Source organism: Pseudomonadota bacterium, from assembly GCA_039815145.1.
Lineage (GTDB): Bacteria > Pseudomonadota > Gammaproteobacteria > Steroidobacterales > JBCBZW01 > JBCBZW01.
On record JBCBZW010000059.1, the window covers coordinates 13,920 to 30,462 of the forward strand.

General features: G+C 66.9%; 19 protein-coding genes. 2 read left to right on the plus strand and 17 right to left on the minus strand.

Annotated features, from left to right (window positions below; genetic code table 11):
* Window positions 1-5: 5 nt before the first annotated feature.
* Window positions 6-623: a hypothetical protein gene (locus AAF184_14945; GenBank protein MEO0423633.1), complete on the minus strand. Its 618-nt coding sequence runs from the start codon at window positions 621-623 to the stop codon at window positions 6-8.
* 29 nt (window positions 624-652) lie between these two features.
* Window positions 653-1,444, minus strand: coding sequence for an SURF1 family protein (locus tag AAF184_14950; GenBank protein ID MEO0423634.1), 792 nt, complete (start codon window positions 1,442-1,444; stop codon window positions 653-655).
* A gap of 38 nt (window positions 1,445-1,482) precedes the next feature.
* Here AAF184_14950 and AAF184_14955 point away from each other — a divergent pair, with 38 nt between their 5' ends.
* On the plus strand, window positions 1,483-1,689 hold the full coding sequence (locus tag AAF184_14955; protein ID MEO0423635.1) for a twin transmembrane helix small protein: 207 nt from the start codon (window positions 1,483-1,485) through the stop codon (window positions 1,687-1,689).
* A 118-nt stretch (window positions 1,690-1,807) separates the two neighbouring features.
* Here the strand turns inward: AAF184_14955 and AAF184_14960 are convergent, their stop codons facing one another.
* The 7 genes from AAF184_14960 to AAF184_14990 form a co-directional block, all read right to left on the minus strand.
* Window positions 1,808-2,677 (minus strand): cytochrome c oxidase subunit 3, encoded by an 870-nt coding sequence (locus tag AAF184_14960; GenBank protein MEO0423636.1) that lies wholly within the window; start codon window positions 2,675-2,677, stop codon window positions 1,808-1,810.
* 75 nt (window positions 2,678-2,752) lie between these two features.
* Entirely contained in the window at window positions 2,753-3,319 is a 567-nt protein-coding gene (locus AAF184_14965; GenBank protein ID MEO0423637.1) for a cytochrome c oxidase assembly protein, read from the minus strand.
* 8 nt (window positions 3,320-3,327) lie between these two features.
* Window positions 3,328-3,498 carry a hypothetical protein gene (locus AAF184_14970; protein MEO0423638.1) on the minus strand — a complete coding sequence of 57 codons (171 nt, stop codon included), beginning with the start codon at window positions 3,496-3,498 and terminating at the stop codon, window positions 3,328-3,330.
* Complete coding sequence (gene ctaD / locus AAF184_14975) at window positions 3,495-5,090, minus strand: cytochrome c oxidase subunit I (GenBank protein MEO0423639.1); 1,596 nt, start codon at window positions 5,088-5,090, stop codon at window positions 3,495-3,497. Before ctaD ends, AAF184_14970 begins: the two co-directional genes overlap by 4 nt.
* Before the next feature lie 26 nt (window positions 5,091-5,116).
* Entirely contained in the window at window positions 5,117-5,980 is an 864-nt protein-coding gene (gene coxB, locus AAF184_14980; protein MEO0423640.1) for a cytochrome c oxidase subunit II, read from the minus strand.
* A 33-nt stretch (window positions 5,981-6,013) separates the two neighbouring features.
* On the minus strand, window positions 6,014-6,547 hold the full coding sequence (locus AAF184_14985; protein MEO0423641.1) for a DUF2244 domain-containing protein: 534 nt from the start codon (window positions 6,545-6,547) through the stop codon (window positions 6,014-6,016).
* Window positions 6,548-6,759: 212 nt separating this feature from the next.
* Window positions 6,760-7,680 (minus strand): methyltransferase domain-containing protein, encoded by a 921-nt coding sequence (locus AAF184_14990; GenBank protein MEO0423642.1) that lies wholly within the window; start codon window positions 7,678-7,680, stop codon window positions 6,760-6,762.
* A 99-nt stretch (window positions 7,681-7,779) separates the two neighbouring features.
* Here AAF184_14990 and AAF184_14995 point away from each other — a divergent pair, with 99 nt between their 5' ends.
* Complete coding sequence (locus AAF184_14995) at window positions 7,780-8,556, plus strand: double zinc ribbon domain-containing protein (GenBank protein ID MEO0423643.1); 777 nt, start codon at window positions 7,780-7,782, stop codon at window positions 8,554-8,556.
* On the opposite strand, the gene ubiA is transcribed toward AAF184_14995, so the two are convergent.
* From ubiA to AAF184_15035, 8 genes are all read right to left on the minus strand, one after another.
* Window positions 8,549-9,445, minus strand: coding sequence for a 4-hydroxybenzoate octaprenyltransferase (gene ubiA, locus AAF184_15000; GenBank protein ID MEO0423644.1), 897 nt, complete (start codon window positions 9,443-9,445; stop codon window positions 8,549-8,551). The two genes, AAF184_14995 and ubiA, sit on opposite strands and share 8 nt — an antisense overlap.
* 4 nt (window positions 9,446-9,449) lie before the next feature.
* Window positions 9,450-10,016 (minus strand): chorismate lyase, encoded by a 567-nt coding sequence (locus AAF184_15005; GenBank protein MEO0423645.1) that lies wholly within the window; start codon window positions 10,014-10,016, stop codon window positions 9,450-9,452.
* 90 nt (window positions 10,017-10,106) lie between these two features.
* Entirely contained in the window at window positions 10,107-12,215 is a 2,109-nt protein-coding gene (gene recG, locus AAF184_15010; GenBank protein MEO0423646.1) for an ATP-dependent DNA helicase RecG, read from the minus strand.
* A 43-nt stretch (window positions 12,216-12,258) separates the two neighbouring features.
* Window positions 12,259-12,645, minus strand: coding sequence for a RidA family protein (locus tag AAF184_15015; GenBank protein ID MEO0423647.1), 387 nt, complete (start codon window positions 12,643-12,645; stop codon window positions 12,259-12,261).
* Window positions 12,646-12,734: 89 nt separating this feature from the next.
* Entirely contained in the window at window positions 12,735-14,975 is a 2,241-nt protein-coding gene (locus AAF184_15020) for a bifunctional (p)ppGpp synthetase/guanosine-3',5'-bis(diphosphate) 3'-pyrophosphohydrolase (GenBank protein ID MEO0423648.1), read from the minus strand.
* A gap of 60 nt (window positions 14,976-15,035) precedes the next feature.
* Window positions 15,036-15,326 carry a DNA-directed RNA polymerase subunit omega gene (gene rpoZ, locus AAF184_15025; protein MEO0423649.1) on the minus strand — a complete coding sequence of 97 codons (291 nt, stop codon included), beginning with the start codon at window positions 15,324-15,326 and terminating at the stop codon, window positions 15,036-15,038.
* An 81-nt stretch (window positions 15,327-15,407) separates the two neighbouring features.
* Window positions 15,408-16,037: a guanylate kinase gene (gene gmk, locus AAF184_15030; GenBank protein MEO0423650.1), complete on the minus strand. Its 630-nt coding sequence runs from the start codon at window positions 16,035-16,037 to the stop codon at window positions 15,408-15,410.
* On the minus strand, window positions 16,030-16,543 hold a 514-nt coding region (locus AAF184_15035; GenBank protein MEO0423651.1), incomplete at its 5' end, for a DUF1732 domain-containing protein. The genes AAF184_15035 and gmk, both read right to left, overlap by 8 nt.

A 16,543-nucleotide genomic window follows, 5' to 3' on the forward strand; every position in this document is an offset into this window, starting at 1 on the left:
TGCCCTCAGCCGATGCGCGACAGCTTGAGCAGTCGCTTCAGGTCGTGAAAAAGGGCCATGCGATCCTGCTCGGGCGGGTAGCGCAGCACCACGTTGGTGAGCGGATCGGTCACGTGGGCGACGCCCTCCGTGCCGTCCCAGGCGAGGCGTGCGAGCGCATCGGCATCCGCACTCAGGGCACGCCCGTCGAGCACCACCAGGTCCGGATGCTGCTCAGCGAGCAGCGCCAGGTCCGGCAGGGCGTCTCCGGAGACGATGAGGACCCGGCTCACGCGATCTAAGTACTTGGCCAGCAGGGAGCGCGCGCGGGCGCTGCCCTCGAGGGCGGCGACGCACTCTTGCGCGCAACCATCGCCCGTCACCTGCACCACGTTCCAGAAGCGACGCAGGGGCTCCTCCGTCTGCAGACGCCCCTCTTGCAAGACCGGAAGATCCGCCAGCGAAGGCATCGGCGCCGTCGGCTGGATCAGCTGCCCGCGGCTGACGTCGCCACCGGCGAGCTTCTCGCCGATCCCGCCGTAGTACATCACGAAGGCCAACAGCACGGGCCCGAAGAACAAGGCCGCCAGCGCCAGCAACTTCAGCTGACCACCGCGCACGTCAGGATCGGGTGCTTGGCTCATCGAAGAGACCCCTGAAACGCTCATGTCGATTACCCCGCCGCACGGCGAACGGCAGCGCTGGGCGCCGCCCGATCCGCGGGCTTGAAGTTAAGAATCAGATAGAGGACCAGCAACGTGCCCGCGAAGGAGAACCACTGCACGGCGTAGCCCATGTGTTTTTGCGGCCCGTCGATGCGCGGCTGCCACTCGCGGACGAAGCCGTCCGGCGCCGCACGATCGAGCAACACCATACCGTCGTAGACGGGCCCACCGAGCACCTGCTCGAGGTCGTCGGCTCGGGGATATAGCATCGCTAAGGGAAACGTAAGGTCTGAAGCGGAAGGCACGGCGGAGGCGACGCGCAGCCCTGGCACGGGCAAGCCCTTCAAGATGCCGCGCAACTCTCGAGGCTCATCATCGAGGGCGGGCAGGGACGGTAGGGCCTCGGCGGCGTAGTCGCGCTCCACCCAACCGCGGTTGATCATCACCCAGCGCTCGCGCGCGTCGGCGAGGCGCATCGGCGTGAGCACGTAGAAGCCCGCCTTGCCGCCGTGGTTCATCTGCTCGAGGAAGATCTGCTGACCCGGATCGTAGGCGCCCTCGGCCACGACGTGTCGCACGCCCACGCCGTCGGCGGCATCGACCCGGTCCCGCACCACCTGCGACATCGAGAGCACGTCACTGGGCTCGGCCGCTTCGAAGGCGGCGAGGCGCTCACGTTTGAAGGCCGCGCGATCGAGTTGCCAGTTGCCCAGCCACAGGAACGCAGGCAGCAGCAACGCGACGGCAAGCGTCGGCCACAGGCCGGGCGCGAAGCGTCGATTGCCGACCTTCAGCCCCACGCTATACTGCCTCGCCTCGTTGTCCGGAGACCTTCACCATGCGCTTACTCGTCCTCATCATCCTGCTGGGAATCGTCGGCAGCTTGGGGTCAGCGCTGTTCTCCCTTGCCCGCGACGCCGGCAAGACCGACGCCACCCTGAAAGCACTGAAGATCCGCATCGGCCTGTCCGTCGGCCTCTTCGCGCTGCTGTTCCTGCTCTACTGGGCGGGGATCATCCAGCCCAACGCCAACGCGCTCGGTTAGTCGCGAGACGAGTAGCCCCCAGCGCAGATGGCAAGCGGCGGCGCACCCGCCACGCAGGTCGCCGCCGCCTCGTCTCGGGAGGCCCCGAAGGCCTCCTGAAGTGTGTGCTACCGGTCGATCAGAGCCAGTAGACGAAGACGTAGAGGCCGAGCCACACCACGTCCACGAAGTGCCAGTACCAGGCGGCCGCTTCGAAGGCGAAGTGGTTCTCCTCCGTGAAGTGCCCCTTGAAGCAGCGCAGGAGCACCACCAGCAGCATGATCGCCCCGAGGGTCACGTGCAGACCGTGGAACCCGGTGAGCATGTAGAAGGTGGAGCCGTAGATGCCGCTGCCGAGGGTCAGGTTCATGTGCCCGTAGGCTTCCTTGTACTCGGAGATCTGCAGACCCACGAAGATGAACCCGAGGGCCACGGTGGCGGCCAGGGTCATGTTCAAGAGTTGGCGGTTGCCGTGCTTCAAGGCGTGGTGGGCGATGGTCACCGTCACGCCGCTGGTGAGCAGGATGAGGGTGTTGATCGCCGGCAGCCCCGTGCCCGCCATGGCTTCGAACTCACCGCCCACGATGCCCGGTCCGTTGCTCGGCCACTCATTCTCAAAGCCCGGCCACAGCAGCAGGTTGGTGAAGAGATTGTTCGCCTCACCGGACAGCCAGGGCAGGGACATCTGTCGCGCGTAGAGCAGGGCGCCGAAGAAGGCCGCGAAGAAGAACACCTCGGACGCGATGAACCAGATCATTCCCTGACGGAAGGACCGGTCCACCTGCGCGTTGTAGAAGTTGTTCACGCTCTCGTTGATGACGGTGCCGAACCACCCGAAGAGCATGCAGATGATGGTCGCGACGCCAAGGTAGGCGAGCATCGCGCCCCCGGCGGCGTTGTTCAGCGCCATGGCGGAGCCGATGGCGAGGCAGAACAGCCCCAAGGATCCCACGATCGGCCAATGGCTGCCGTGGGGCACGTAGTATTTATCCTGGTTAGCGGTGGCCATAGCTTTTCCCAAGTTTGCGGTTTCTCAATCTTGCGGGTGAGCGAGCCCTCTAGCGTGGCGCGTCTCACCGCGTAATCAGTGACTCGATGCCACCCGCGTCACGTCGAAGAACGTGTACGAGAGGCTTAGCGTATCCACGTAGTCCGGCAGCGCCGGATCGATGATGAAGCGAACGGGCATCACCAGCTCTTCGCCCGCCTGGAACTCCTGCTGTTCGAAGCAGAAGCACTCGGTCTTGCGCAGGTAGCGGGCCGCATGACCCGGCGAGACGCTCGGCACGGCCTGGCCGATGCGATCGACACCGGCGAGGTTCTCGGCGATGAAGTCCGCCGTGTAGAGCTTGCCGGGATGCACCTGGATCTTGGCCTCCACGGGCTTGAAGCGCCACGGCGCGGCCTCGTTGACGGACGCCACGAACTCCAGGGTGACGAGGCGATCCAGATCCGGCGCTTCGACCACCTGCTCAGCACGGTCGCCGGTCTTGCCGCCGAGGCCCGTGATGTCGCAGAACACGCTGTAGATTGGCACCAGCAGATAGCCGAAGGCGAACATGGAGACCACCATGAGCGCGAGCTTGGCCGTGAGCACGCGAGCACTCCTGGCGTTCTCGCGTGCAGTCGGCCGCTGGTCTTGCGAATCCATCGTTTGGCTCAGCCGCCCGCGCGCAGCACGACGGCGGTGATGTACGCACCGTAGATCAGCAGGGCCACCGCCCCGAGCGCCGCAGCGCTCAGGACGATCTTCTTACTGCCCGGCTGTGCCGGCACCCGCTCGCGGGCGCCGTGGTCGCCTGAGCCTCGCTCCGTCATTTCAGCGCTCACTTGATGTCCGGCGCCTCTTCGAAGGAGTGGTAGGGCGGCGGAGACGGTAAGGTCCACTCGAGGCTCGTCGCGCCTTCCCACACCTGGCTCGTCGCCTTCTCACCGCCGCGGATGCAGCTGATCACGATGTACGCGAACAGCAGCTGCGACAGGCCGAAGCCGAAGGCACCGATAGAGGAGATGACGTTCCAGTCGGTGAACTCCGTCGGGTAGTCCGGAATGCGTCGCGGCATGCCGGCAAGACCCAAGAAGTGCTGAGGGAAGAACAGCACGTTGACGAAGATCGCCGACAGCCAGAAGTGCAGCTTGCCGAGCTTCTCGTTGTACATGTTGCCCGTCCACTTCGGTAGCCAGTAGTAGGCCGCCGCCATGATCGAGAACACGGCCCCCGGCACCAGCACGTAGTGGAAGTGGGCCACCACGAAGTAGGTGTCGTGGTACTGGAAGTCGACCGGAGCGATGGCGAGCATCAGGCCCGAGAAACCACCGATGGTGAACAGGAACAGGAACGCCAGGGCGAAGAGCATCGGCGTCTCGAAGGTGAGCGAGCCCTTCCACATGGTGGAGATCCAGTTGAACACCTTCACGCCCGTGGGCACGGCGATCATCATCGTCGTCAGCATGAAGAACAGCTGACCCGAGAGCGGCATGCCCACCGTGAACATGTGGTGCGCCCATACGATGAACGACAGGAAGGCGATGGACGCCGTGGCGTACACCATGGATTCGTAGCCGAACAGCTTCTTGCGCGAGAACGTCGGGATGATCTCGGACACGATGCCGAAGGCCGGCAGGATCATGATGTACACCTCGGGGTGCCCGAAGAACCAGAAGATGTGCTGGAACATGACCGGGTCACCACCGCCGGCGGCGTTGAAGAAGCGCGTACCGAAGTACTGATCCGTGAGCAGCATGGTCACCGCACCGGCGAGCACCGGCATGGCCAGTACGAGCAGGTAGGCGGTGATCAGCCAGGCCCAGACGAAGAGCGGCATCTTCAGCAGTTCCATGCCCGGGGCGCGCATGTTCATGATGGTCACGATGATGTTGATCGCGCCCATGATCGAGGAGAAGCCGGCCAGGTGGACGGCGAAGATCAGGAACGGGAAGGCATCACCGGTCTGCAGCACCAACGGCGGGTACATGGTCCAACCGCCGGCGGGGGCGCCGCCCGGCAACAGCAGCGTGAGCAGGAGCGTGGAGAAGGCGAAGGGCAGAATCCAGAAACTCCAGTTATTCATGCGCGGCAGGGCCATGTCCGGCGCGCCGATCATCATCGGGATCATCCAGTTGGCGAGGCCCACGAAGGCCGGCATCACCGCACCGAAAATCATGATGAGCGCGTGCATGGTAGTCATCTGGTTGAAGAAACCAGGGTCGACCAGCTGGATGCCCGGTTGGAACAGCTCGGCGCGAATGACCATGGCCATGGCGCCGCCGACGAAGAACATGACGAGGCTGAACAGCAGGTACAGCGTGCCGATGTCCTTGTGGTTGGTAGTCGTGATCCAACGCATGATGCCCTTGGCAGGGCCATGGTCGTCGTGGTGGTCGTCGTGTGCGCCGTCGATGACGCCCGGGTTGCTGCTCATAAGAGAGGACTCCTCGAACTGATTCTTTATTCGGACGCAGCCGCCACGGTGGCGTCAGACGTGGGACGGGGCGGCAGGCCGGCAAGCACGCGGCGCTCGTTCACCCACTCGAGGTAGTCCTCGGGGGAGCGCGCATCGACCACCACGGGCATGAAGCCGTGGTCGCGGCCGCACAGTTCGGCGCACTGGCCGCGGTAGACACCGGGCTGCTCCACGCGGAACCAGAACTCGTTGATGAAGCCGGGGATAGCGTCCTTCTTGCGCGCGATCTCAGGCACCCACCAAGCGTGGATCACGTCGCTCGCCGTGATCAGCACGCGCACCTTGGCGCCCACCGGCACCACCATCGGCTCGTCCACATCGCGCAGATAGTGCTCGTGCTCGCTCGGATCCATACCGGAGTCGAGCTGGCGGATCTGGTTCGACAGCGAATCGATGTTGCTGAAGTACTGGAACTCATCGTCGAGGTATTCGTACGCCCACTTCCACTGATACCCGGTGACCTTCACGGTGAGGTCAGGGTCACGGGTGTCCTCCATCTTCACCAGCATGCGCGCCGACGGGATGGCCATGGCGACGAGAATGATGACCGGAACGGCGGTCCAGACGATCTCGAGCGTGGTGCTGTGATTGAAGTTGCCGGGCACTGCGCCCTTCGCCTTCTGAAACTTGAAGATCGAGTAGAACATGGCACCGAAGACGACCACGGCGATGGCGACACACACCCAGAAGATCAGCATGTGCAGGTTCCAGATGTCGTCGCTGAGCTCCGTCACGCCCTTGGGCATGTTCAGATCCCAGGCCGCGAAAGCCGCTGGCGCGACGAACAGGGCGGCCAGCGCGGCGACACCGGCGAGTAGGCGAGCCACCTGGCTCTTGGCGTGTAACATGCCGATTTCCTCGATCAACAGTCATTAGAATCTTTAGCCAGAGCCGACTTGGTCGTCCCTAGGCATGGTCGTGGCCGCCGCATCAGCGCGCGCCTGCGCCAACAGCTCCCGTAGGCGCTTGTGCAGGGCGCGGCGCTCCTGTTCGGTGATCATCGCGGCGATTTCCGTACGCTTGCCGGAGGACACGATGAGCAACCGGGAGCGGCGCCGACTGCCTGGCGCGGACTCTGCGGCGAGTTCGACGCGGGTCCACGGACTCGGCCACTCGAGCACTTCGCGATCGCGGGGTCGGCCACGCTCCAGGCGCACCTCCTCAGGCGAAATCACCAACAACTCGCGGTAGCTGGCGCGCCGGTGCATCAGATACAGGGCGCCGCCCAGCAGGGCGAGTTCGAGGCCAGCGAAGGGCAGCACGGGCCAGTACCCAAGCAGTGCCCAACCACCCGAAATCAACGTCGTCATTCCCAAAACAGTGCCGTAAAACAGGAGGCTGTCGCGGGCGGTCAGGGAGTTGTTGCCGCTGATCACCACCGAGGTGGTGGACGGCGGCGACGGACGGTCGGTCATTGCGGGCTCGGCTCACTTCCGACGCGAATGGTATGCCAAGAAGCGCCGCCACAGCAACAAACCAAGTCTTAGTAAACAGCTGAAATTACGTGATTTGCGCGGACCATCGACAGCTGCGGGGATCGCGTCTCGCGCTGCACGGTGACGGCGGACCGACGGTCCGTCGGGAGCACCTGATTACCTTGCGTTTTTGCGCTATCCGGCGGCGACACTCATGATCGCCGGCCGACACTCGTCAGTGGTATCGCGACTGCCCCATCGGGGCCGGAATCGATGCCAGGAGGCCCATTGGAGGCCGGTGCGGGCGAGGCCCAGGCATGGCCGAAGACGAGCTCCGCAGTAATGCGCAAACGGCCGTCCCCATCGGCACGCGCACGGCAGTGCTCGCGCAGGGCGCGCACACGGCCCGCGCCCGTCAGCGATCGCCGACGCGACGCCAGCGCGCACGCTGCCCCGGCCAGTCGCAGCTCACGACAGAGCGCGTCGAGGGTGGAGTAGGTGAGCTGCAGGCGGTCGACATCGAGCACGGGCTCGCGCAAGCCACAGCGCCCGAGCGCCTCGCCGAGGTCGTGCATGTCCACGAAGTCGTGTACGTGCGCGTCGCAAACGGGATCGACGGCGCGCCAGGCCTCGCGCAGCTCGCCCAGGGTCGCCGGCCCCAGGGTGGCGAAGGTCAGCAGCCCGCTGCCTGGCCGCAGCACGCGGCGACACTCGCGCAGGGCGGCGTCGGGCGGCACGCAGTCCTGCAGCACCAGGTTGGCGAAGATCAGGTCGACGCTGCCGTCGGCGAAGGGCAGGGCCTGCAGGTCGCCGTGCACCACCTCGTAGCGCCGCCGCCAGCCGCGACGGCGCCGCGCGTTGGCGCAGCGCGCAGGCGCGTGATCGAGGGCGACCACCCGCGCCTTCGGATAGCGCTGCGCCAGCGCCCGAGCCGCCTCCCCATCACCCGCTCCCACGTCGACGATGCGGCTCGGGTTCAAGGGGATGAGCTCGAGTCGCTCGATGAGCTCCTCACGGGCCCGGGCGCTGAGGGGGTCGGCCTTTGCTGCCGTGCCCGCGTGGCGCTCATGAAAACGCCGCTGGGCGCGACGATCCAGGGCGGCGGGCGAGGGCGTTTCGGTGGTGGCATTCATCGGCCGCGCAGTATGCCGTGTTCCGCACCGGTTCCAAATCCGGGCGAAAGCGAGGCAAAGGCGGCGCGAGGACGCCACCGGAGCCCCCATGCTGGGTCGATGACATCGCCCACGCGCACCCCCGCCCCGCTACTCGAACGCTTGCTCGATTTGCTCGCGCCACGTCGATGCCTCGTCTGCGGGCTTGTGCTGCCGCCCCCAAACGGCGGCGAACTCGGGCAGGTGTGCGAGCCGTGCACCCACGAGCTGCCGTGGAATGTGGCGGCCTGCGGCCTGTGTGCCGCCCCCGTAGCTTCGCGGGAGGAGGTCGCGGCCTGCCTCGCCTGTGAACTGGCGCCGCCGCAGTGGGATCGCGCAGTCGCGGCCCTGCGCTACGCGCCGCCGGTGGACGCCATGATCCAGCGCCTCAAATTCCAGGGCCGCCTGGGCGAAGGGGAATGCCTGGCGAGCGCGCTGGCCCTGGCGCTGGTCGACGCGTCCGCCGCCGAGTACAGCTGGCCCGCCCTGATCACCGCCGTGCCCATGCACCCGCTCAGGCGCGCGCGGCGCGGCTTCAACCACGCCGCCTTCATCGCCGACACCCTAGCGCGCGCCCTGCCCTCCCCCATCCAGACCGATTTCCGCTCCCTCCGCCGCACGCGCTGGACCCCGGCCCAGGCCACGCTGGACCGCGCCGCTCGCCACGCCAACCTGGTGGACGGCGTGCGCTGGCACGGCCCGCCACCGCCGGCCCACGTGGCCGTCGTGGATGACGTCCTCACGACGGGCGCAACGGCCGCCGCCGTCACCCGCGCCCTTCGCCAGGCGGGCGCCGAAGAGGTGGAGATCTGGGCGTGCGCGCGGGCAGGACACACCGGGGCAGCGGCGCTCAGCTGAAGAGGTAGTCCAGGGCCAGACCGATGAACACGAAGCGGCCGAAGGCATCGTTCGAGAGGAAGGCCTTGAAGCACGGCTGCGGGTCGCGGGAGCGAATCAAGCGCACCTGGTAGAGGGCCTGACCCGCGGCAACTGCCATCCCGCCGTAGAACCATCCGCCGCGACCGGCGAGCACCCCCGCCGCCAACAGCACACCGATCACCGCACACAGCAAGGCGGTGACGATGAGCACATCGAAGCGACCGAAGAGCACCGCGGTCGACTTCACACCGATCGCCAAGTCGTCCTCCCGATCGACCATCGCGTACATCGTGTCGTACGCCGCTGCCCACAGCACCACGGCCGCGAAGACAATCCAGGCCAGCGCGGGCACCTGCCCGGTCTGTGCCGCGAAGGCCATCGGCACCGCCCAACCGAAAGCTACGCCCAGATAGAACTGGGGCAGATGGGTGATGCGCTTGGTAAAGGGGTAGCTGCCGGCCAGAAAAGCGGCCACCACGGATAGGGCAATAGTTAACGGATTCATCAGCAAGACGAGGCCGAAGGCGATCAGGGTGAGGACCACGGCGGTCCACAAGGCCGTGGACGCGGTCAGCTCCCCCGTAGCGAGCGGTCTGCCCTGGGTGCGGGCGACGTGGCCATCGATGCGACGGTCAGCGAAATCGTTGATCGCACACCCTGCCGACCGCATCAGGAATACTCCCGCCATGAAGACGGCAAAGACCAGCGGATCGGGCTCGCCCTCGCTCGCCAGCCAGAGCCCCCAGAGCGTGGGCCAGAGCACCAGCAAGGTGCCTATCGGCCGGTCGAAGCGAATCAAGCGCAACCACGCTCGCCACCAGGCGCCGGACCCGGCGGGCGGAGGTGCGGCGGCGGTAGGCGCTACCATCGGCTCAGCGCGACGCGCCCACGGTGGGCATGGCGTGCGCCAGGGCGCTGGCGGGAGGCAGGAACACCTCCATCACGAGCAGGGGATGGTCGCCGACCAGGAAGCGCGAACGACGCGCCCAGAGCGGGCTGTGCTCGGCCTCGAGCGCCTGCGGCGCGAGCGACAGGATTCGCTGCACCACATCGCCTCGATAGGTGCAGGGCGCAAATTCGAAGGGCGAGCGCGTCACGTCGTCCCGCTCGAACAAGGCGTGGCCGAGGGAGCGGCCGCCCAGCTCGCCGAGCCATCCCTGGGCCCGCGCCGTGCTCTCGGGCACCAGCGTTCGTGCTGCGACGCTCGCGCTACCGCCGACGTACATCAACACCTCACGGCACAGACCGGGCAGCCAGCAATCGCCGTCCTCATGGGTGAGGAGCGCATCGCTCGCGTCTTCCGGGAAAAAGTCCTGAGCGATCAGCTGCAGGTGAAAGTCGCCCCGGCCAAGACGGGTGAGCTCCTCGGTGAGCGAGCCTTCGAAGCTCAGCAGATCGCCGAAGGGCCCCACGGGGAAGCCGGTGTGGTCCTCAGCCAATCGCCACGGGGATGGAAGCTCGGTCGCCAAACGAGGTCTCCAGCAAAAACAACGCGCACATGATATAGCGCCGCAGCGCTCGAGAGGGGATTAGACGGCGCCGTAGCGTACGTCCTTGCCCACCCAGCGATCCGTGAGCAGGGTGACCGTAGCGCGCGCCTCGCCATCCCCGGCGAGCAGCGTGTCGGCCAGGGCCCGGGCGTCCGGCAGAAGATCGGCGTCGCGCACCAGTTCCGCCACGCGGAAGCTCTCAATGCCCGTTTGGCGCGTGCCGAGCACCTCACCAGGGCCGCGCAGCTCCAGGTCCTTCTCGGCGATCTCGAAGCCGTCGTTGGAGCGTCGCATGATGTCCAGGCGCGCTCGCGATAACTGCCCCAGGGGCGGCTCGTAGAGCAGCACGCAGCTGGACTGGGCCGTGCCGCGGCCGACGCGCCCTCGCAACTGGTGCAGTTGGGCGAGCCCAAGGCGCTCGGCGTTTTCGATGATCATGAGGCTCGCGTTAGGCACGTCCACGCCCACCTCGATCACGGTGGTCGCCACCAGGATGTCGCCGCGGCCCGCCTTGAAGTCCGCCATGGTAGCTGTGCGCTCGGCACTCGCCATGCGCCCGTGCAGGAGCATGACGCGCAGCTCCGGTAAGGCCTCGGCCAAGGACTCGGCACGCACCTGCGCAGCGCTAACGTTGAGGTGTTCCGACTCCTCGATCAGCGGGCACACCCAATACACCTGGGCGCCAGCGCGACACTGCTCGGCGATGCGCGCCACCAGCTCCGCCCGACGGGAGGTAGGCACCGCCGCCGTGCGCACGGGCGTGCGGCCTGGGGGCAACTCATCGATGATGGAGGTGTCCAGATCGGCATACGCGCTCATGGCCAACGTGCGCGGGATCGGCGTTGCCGTCATCACCAGCTGGTGCGGGGCGAGGCCTTGGCTGTCGAGGCCCTTCTCGCGCAGGGCGAGGCGCTGGTGGACGCCGAAGCGATGCTGCTCATCGATCACCACCAGACCTAAGCGCGCGAACTCCACCTGCTCCTGAAACAGGGCGTGGGTGCCCACGACCACCTGCCCATCACCGCTCTCGAGGGCGGCGAGCGCTGAGCGCCGTTCGGCCGCCTTGAGGCGCCCCGTGAGGCGCAGGGAGAGCACGTCCAGGGGCCGCAGCCACTGCTCGAAGCTGATCGCGTGTTGCTCGGCGAGCAGCTCCGTGGGCGCCATCATCGCCACCTGAAAGCCGGCCTCCACGGCCACCAGGCTGGCGGCGAGGGCAACCAGGGTTTTGCCCGAACCCACATCGCCCTGCACCAGGCGCAGCATCGCCTGACCGTCACCGAGGTCCTGCACGATCTCCTCGATCACCCGTCGCTGCGCACCCGTGGGACTGAAGCTCAAGCCATCGATGAACCGATCGAACAGCTCACCCTTGGCGCGAATCACCGGCGCCGGGTCCGTGCGCAAGCTGGCCCGCAGCAAGCGCTGGCTCAACTGGTGAGCGAGCAACTCCTCGAAGGCCAAGCGCCGTTGGGCCGGGTGGCGACCCGCCTCCAAGGCCTCCAGATCGGTCTCGGCCGGCGGCAAGTGCAGCAAGCGAATGGATTCGTTCAGCGAAGGAAGATCTGTCAGCGCAGTCAACTGCGCCAGGGGATCTGGCAGAGGATGGCGGGCGAGCACGCGCAGGGCCTGCTCGATCAGCGCGCGTAGGCGCGGTGCGCCGAGGCCGTCGGTCACCGGGTACATGGCCGTCAGGTGTTCGGGTGCCTGCGGCGCCGCCTCACCGCGCAACAGCTGATACTCCGGGTGCACGATCTCCATGCCACCGCCGCTTCCACTGCGCACATCGCCAAAGGCGCGCAAGCGCTGACCGCGACTCAGGCTCGCCTGCTGGGCGCGAGAGAAATGGAAGAAGCGCAAGGTGAGTCGCGCACCGCTACCGTCATCGAGCGCCACCAACAGCGTGCGCCGACGACGAAAGGTGCTCTCCACGTGCTGCACTTCTCCGTCTACCACGGCCCTCGTGCCGGGCCGCAGGGCGGCGATGGGCACGACGCGGGTGCGGTCCTCGTAGCGTGTCGGCAGATGCAGGAGGAGGTCGATCAAGCGCTCGATGCCAAGGCGCGCCAGACGCTCGGCAACAGTTGGCCCAACACCACGCAGGGACGTCACGGACTGAGCCGTGGCGTGGTGAGCGTCGGGCGCTTTCATCGAAGGGCGAAAGCCTACAGTTTCGTTAGGTAGACGAGCGCGCTCAAAGCGCCAGGATGGCGTCCATCTCCACCTGCGCCCCCTTGGGCAACGCGCTCACGCCAACCGCCGCTCGCGCCGGGTAGGGCGCCGTGAAGTACTCCTCCATCAACGCGTTCACGCGGGCGAAGTTGCCGAGGTCAATCAGGTAGACGGTGACCCGCACCAGATGATCGAGGCTCCGGCCGCTGGCGCGAGCGACGGCGGACAGGTTGTCCAGCACCTGGCGGATCTGCTGATCGATATCCCCGTCCACCATCTCCATGGAGGCGGGGTCGAGGGGGATTTGGCCGGATAGGAAGACCAGATCGCCGGTGCGAACGGCCTGCGAGTAGGGGCCGATGGCCGCGGGGGCCTGGTCCGTGTGGATCGGCTGACGGGAAGAGGACATGGTGAGGTGCTCCGCGAAGGGTGAACGATGGATGCGCGCAAGCGTAACCGGCACGCGCGCCCTCCGCCATCGCCCCTAAGCCGCGCCCATCACGGCATTTCCGGCGCATCTCCCAGGCGTTGCTCACGCGCTGCCTTCTCGCACGAGCGCGTCACCTTGAGCACCTCGGACATGGCGTGCACCCCGCGCATCACCCGCGCCAGCTGCTTGCGGTCGGTCACGTGCAGGAGGAAGACGAGCGAGGAGCTCTGCCCCTCCTGCTGCACCACCGCCACCTTCTCGATGTTCGAGCCGTAGTCGGCGATGCGGGTGGCGACCTTGGCCAGCACGCCCGTGCGATTGGCCGCCTCGACCTGGATCTCGACGGCGAAGGTCACCCCCGACTCAGTCTCCCACTGGAGGGGGATCCACTTCTGCGGATCGCGCCGGTACTCAGCGACACGGCGACAGCACTCGCGATGAACGACCACCCCGCGGCCCGCGCTGACGTAGCCGAGGATGGGGTCGTCGGGGATCGGGAAGCAGCAGCGCGCGTACTCCACCACCAAGCCCTCGGTGCCGTGGATGGCGAGGGTGCCGCGGCGCGCGTTGGCCACCGCCACGGGCGCCGCGTCCGCCGACCCGTCGACGCTGACGGCGAGCGCCAGGCGGCTCGCCACCAGGGGGGCCAGTTGCCCGCCGATGCCTATCTGCTCGAACAGGGCGTCGCGATCGGCCAGTTCGAGCTCCTCGAGCACCGCCGCCATGCGATCTTCGGCCACACGACGAAGGGAGAGGTCGATGTCCACCAGGGCCGCCTCCAGCAGGCGTCGCCCGAGGCTGATCGCCTCCCCGCGCTTCATGTCGCGCAGGTAGAGGCGAATGCCCGTACGCGCCTTGGCCGTCACCACGAAGTTCAGCCACGAGGCGTTGGGCTTGGCGTTGCGCGAGGTGATGACCTCTACGGTCTGCCCGCTCTGCAGCTCCGTGCGCAGGGGCACGAGACGGCGATCCACCTTCACCGCTGCACAGCGATTGCCCACGTCCGTGTGCACGGCGTAGGCGAAGTCGACGGCACTGGAGCCTCGGGGCAAGCGCTTGATGTCACCCCGTGGGGTAAACACCAGCACCTTGTCGGGGAACAGGTCGAGCTTGACGCTCTCCAGGAATTCTTCGGAGTCGCTGCGCTGTTGCAACTCCATCAAGCCCTTCAGCCACTCCCGAGCCTTCGACTCACCGCCGAGATCCCCATCGCCGGTCTTGTACAGCCAGTGGGAGGCGACGCCCGACTCCGCCACCTTCTCCATGTCGCTCGTGCGCACCTGAATCTCGAGCGGCTCGCTCTTCGGGCCGAACAACGTGGTGTGCAGGGATTGGTAACCGTTTTCCTTAGGTAAGGCGATGTAGTCTTTGAAGTTGCCCGGCACGGGCTTGTAGGTTTGGTGCAGGATGCCGAGGGCGCGGTAGCAATCGTCCACCGTGTCCACCACGACGCGAAATCCGATCACATCGGTGATGTCGCGCAGGGATCGACTCTTCTTGCGCATCTTCTGGTAGACGCTGTAGGGCGACTTCACCCGCCAGGTCACCGCAGCGGCCAGCCCATTGGTCTTCAGGGCTTTCTTCAGATCGCCGGCGACGCTGCGCACGAGCTGGGTTCGCTTGCTCGTGCGCTTGTCGAGGTGGCGGGCGATCACCTCGTAGCGGTGGGGGCTCAGGTGGCGAAAGCCCAGGTCCTCGAGCTCCTCGCGCACCGTGTTGATGCCCAGGCGATTCGCCATGGGCGCGTAGATCTCGAGGGTCTCGCGCGCGATGCGGCGGCGCTTCTCCGGCTTGAGCGCGCCTAGTGTGCGCATGTTGTGCAGGCGATCGGCGAGCTTGACCACGATCACACGGATGTCGTCGGTCACGGCAAAGAGCATCTTGCGCAGGCTCTCCGCCTGCTGCTCGGCCTTGGACTGGAAGCGGATCTGATCCAGCTTGCTCACGCCATCGACGAGGTGGCCGACCTGGCCGCCGAAGCGCTCTTCGATCTGGGCCCGGGCCGTGCCCGTGTCCTCCATCGTGTCGTGCAGCAGGGCCGCGACCACGCTCGGTTGATCCAGGTGCAGCTCAGCGAGGATGCGGGCGACGGCGACGGGATGGGTAATGTAGGGCTCGCCCGTGCGCCGCGTCTGCCCGCGGTGGGCGCTGGCGGCGAAATGGTAGGCATCGAGTACCGTCCCCACCTGGCTGGCGGAGAGGTATTTGCGCGTGGCCGCCAGCAGCTCGCGCAGGCCGGCCGACTCTCGGCCACGCGGAATGGCGGTCAGCGGGGGCCTCCTCGGCGCTGGGCGCGAGGGTGGGGACAACCGCCGATGCCCCGCTGGCGCTCGGCGCCGGCAGGGCGGTTCGCACCGAGAGGCGCGGGGCTATACCTCGGGGTCTGGCTGCTGGGCCGGTACATCGGCGGATTCCTGCGCGGAGTGCGCTTCGGCTTCCACCGGATCGGGCTCCGCCACTTCCTGCTCGGCCAGAATCTCCGGCCCGACGAAACCGAGGGCGATCTCGCGCAGGGCGACCACCGTGGGCTTGTCGTTTTCGATATCGACGAACGGCTCAGCGCCATTGGCGAGCTTGCGGGCACGCTTCGATGCCACGAGCACGAGTTCGAAGCGGTTATCGACGCTTCCCAGGCAATCCTCGACGGTAATTCTGGCCATGCAGTCCTCAGTCCAACGTGGGGGTGCTACTAGTCTCGGGGCGCTCGGCTGACGAGCACCGGGCCGTCTAGGTTACCCGATTCAGCCTGCTTTGTGGCGGACAGGTGACGGAGGTTGGGCCGGGTCCGTGCGCAGGTCAGCGCCCTTGCCATCCAGCACGTCGCACAGCTGGGTCACGGCGCGCTCGAAATCGTCGTTGACGATGACGTAGTCGAACTCCGCCCAGTGCCCCATGTCGCCCTCCGCTTCGCTCAACCGTCGAGCGATGACCGACTCATCGTCCGTGGCCCGGGTGCGCAGGCGACGCTCCAACTCCTCACGCGACGGCGGCAGGATGAAGACGAGACGGCTCTCCGGCATCTGCTGGCGTACTTGCCGCGCCCCCTGCCAGTCGATCTCCAGGATCACGCGATGGCCCTCGCGCACGAGCGACTCCACCTGCGTGCGACTGGTGCCGTAGTGGTTGCCGAACACCTCCGCCCATTCGAGAAACTCGTCAGCTTCGCGCAGGCGCGCGAACTCGTCTTTCTCGACGAAGAAGTAGTCCTTGCCGTGCACCTCGCGCGGCCGTTGCGCACGCGTGGTGTACGACACGGCGGTGCAGGCATTGGGATGGCGCTCGATCAGCGCCTTCACCAGGCTGGTCTTGCCGGCGCCGGACGGCGCGGAGATCACGAATAGGGCGCCGGGGGGCGCCGCCAAATCACTCAAGGTTCTGCACCTGTTCACGCATCTGCTCGATCAACACCTTCAGCTCCACCGCGGCGCGCGTGCCGTGGGTGTCCTGCGCCTTGGAACCGAGCGTGTTGGCCTCGCGGTTGAACTCCTGCATCAAAAAGTCGAGGCGCCGCCCCACGGGGCCGCCCTGCGCAAGCACGTGGCGCAAATCGTCGAGGTGGCCATGCAGGCGATCGAGTTCCTCGTCCACGTCGATCCGTGTCAGGCCGAGGGCCAGCTCCTGCTCGAGTCGTCCCTCGTCAAATTCCACGTTCAAGCTCGACAGGCGGCGCGCCAAGCGCGCGCGCAGGGCTTCGCGCACGGCGGGCGCCTGCTCGCGCACGGCCGCGGCCTGCTCGCCGATGGCAGCGGCCCGCTCCTCCAGCAGTTCACGAATTCGTTCACCCTCGCGCTCACGTGCGGCGAGTAGGTCGCCGAGCGCCTCGCGCAGCAATCCCTCGGCCTTGGCTACCAGCGGCGCGAGATCAGGCGCGGGGCTC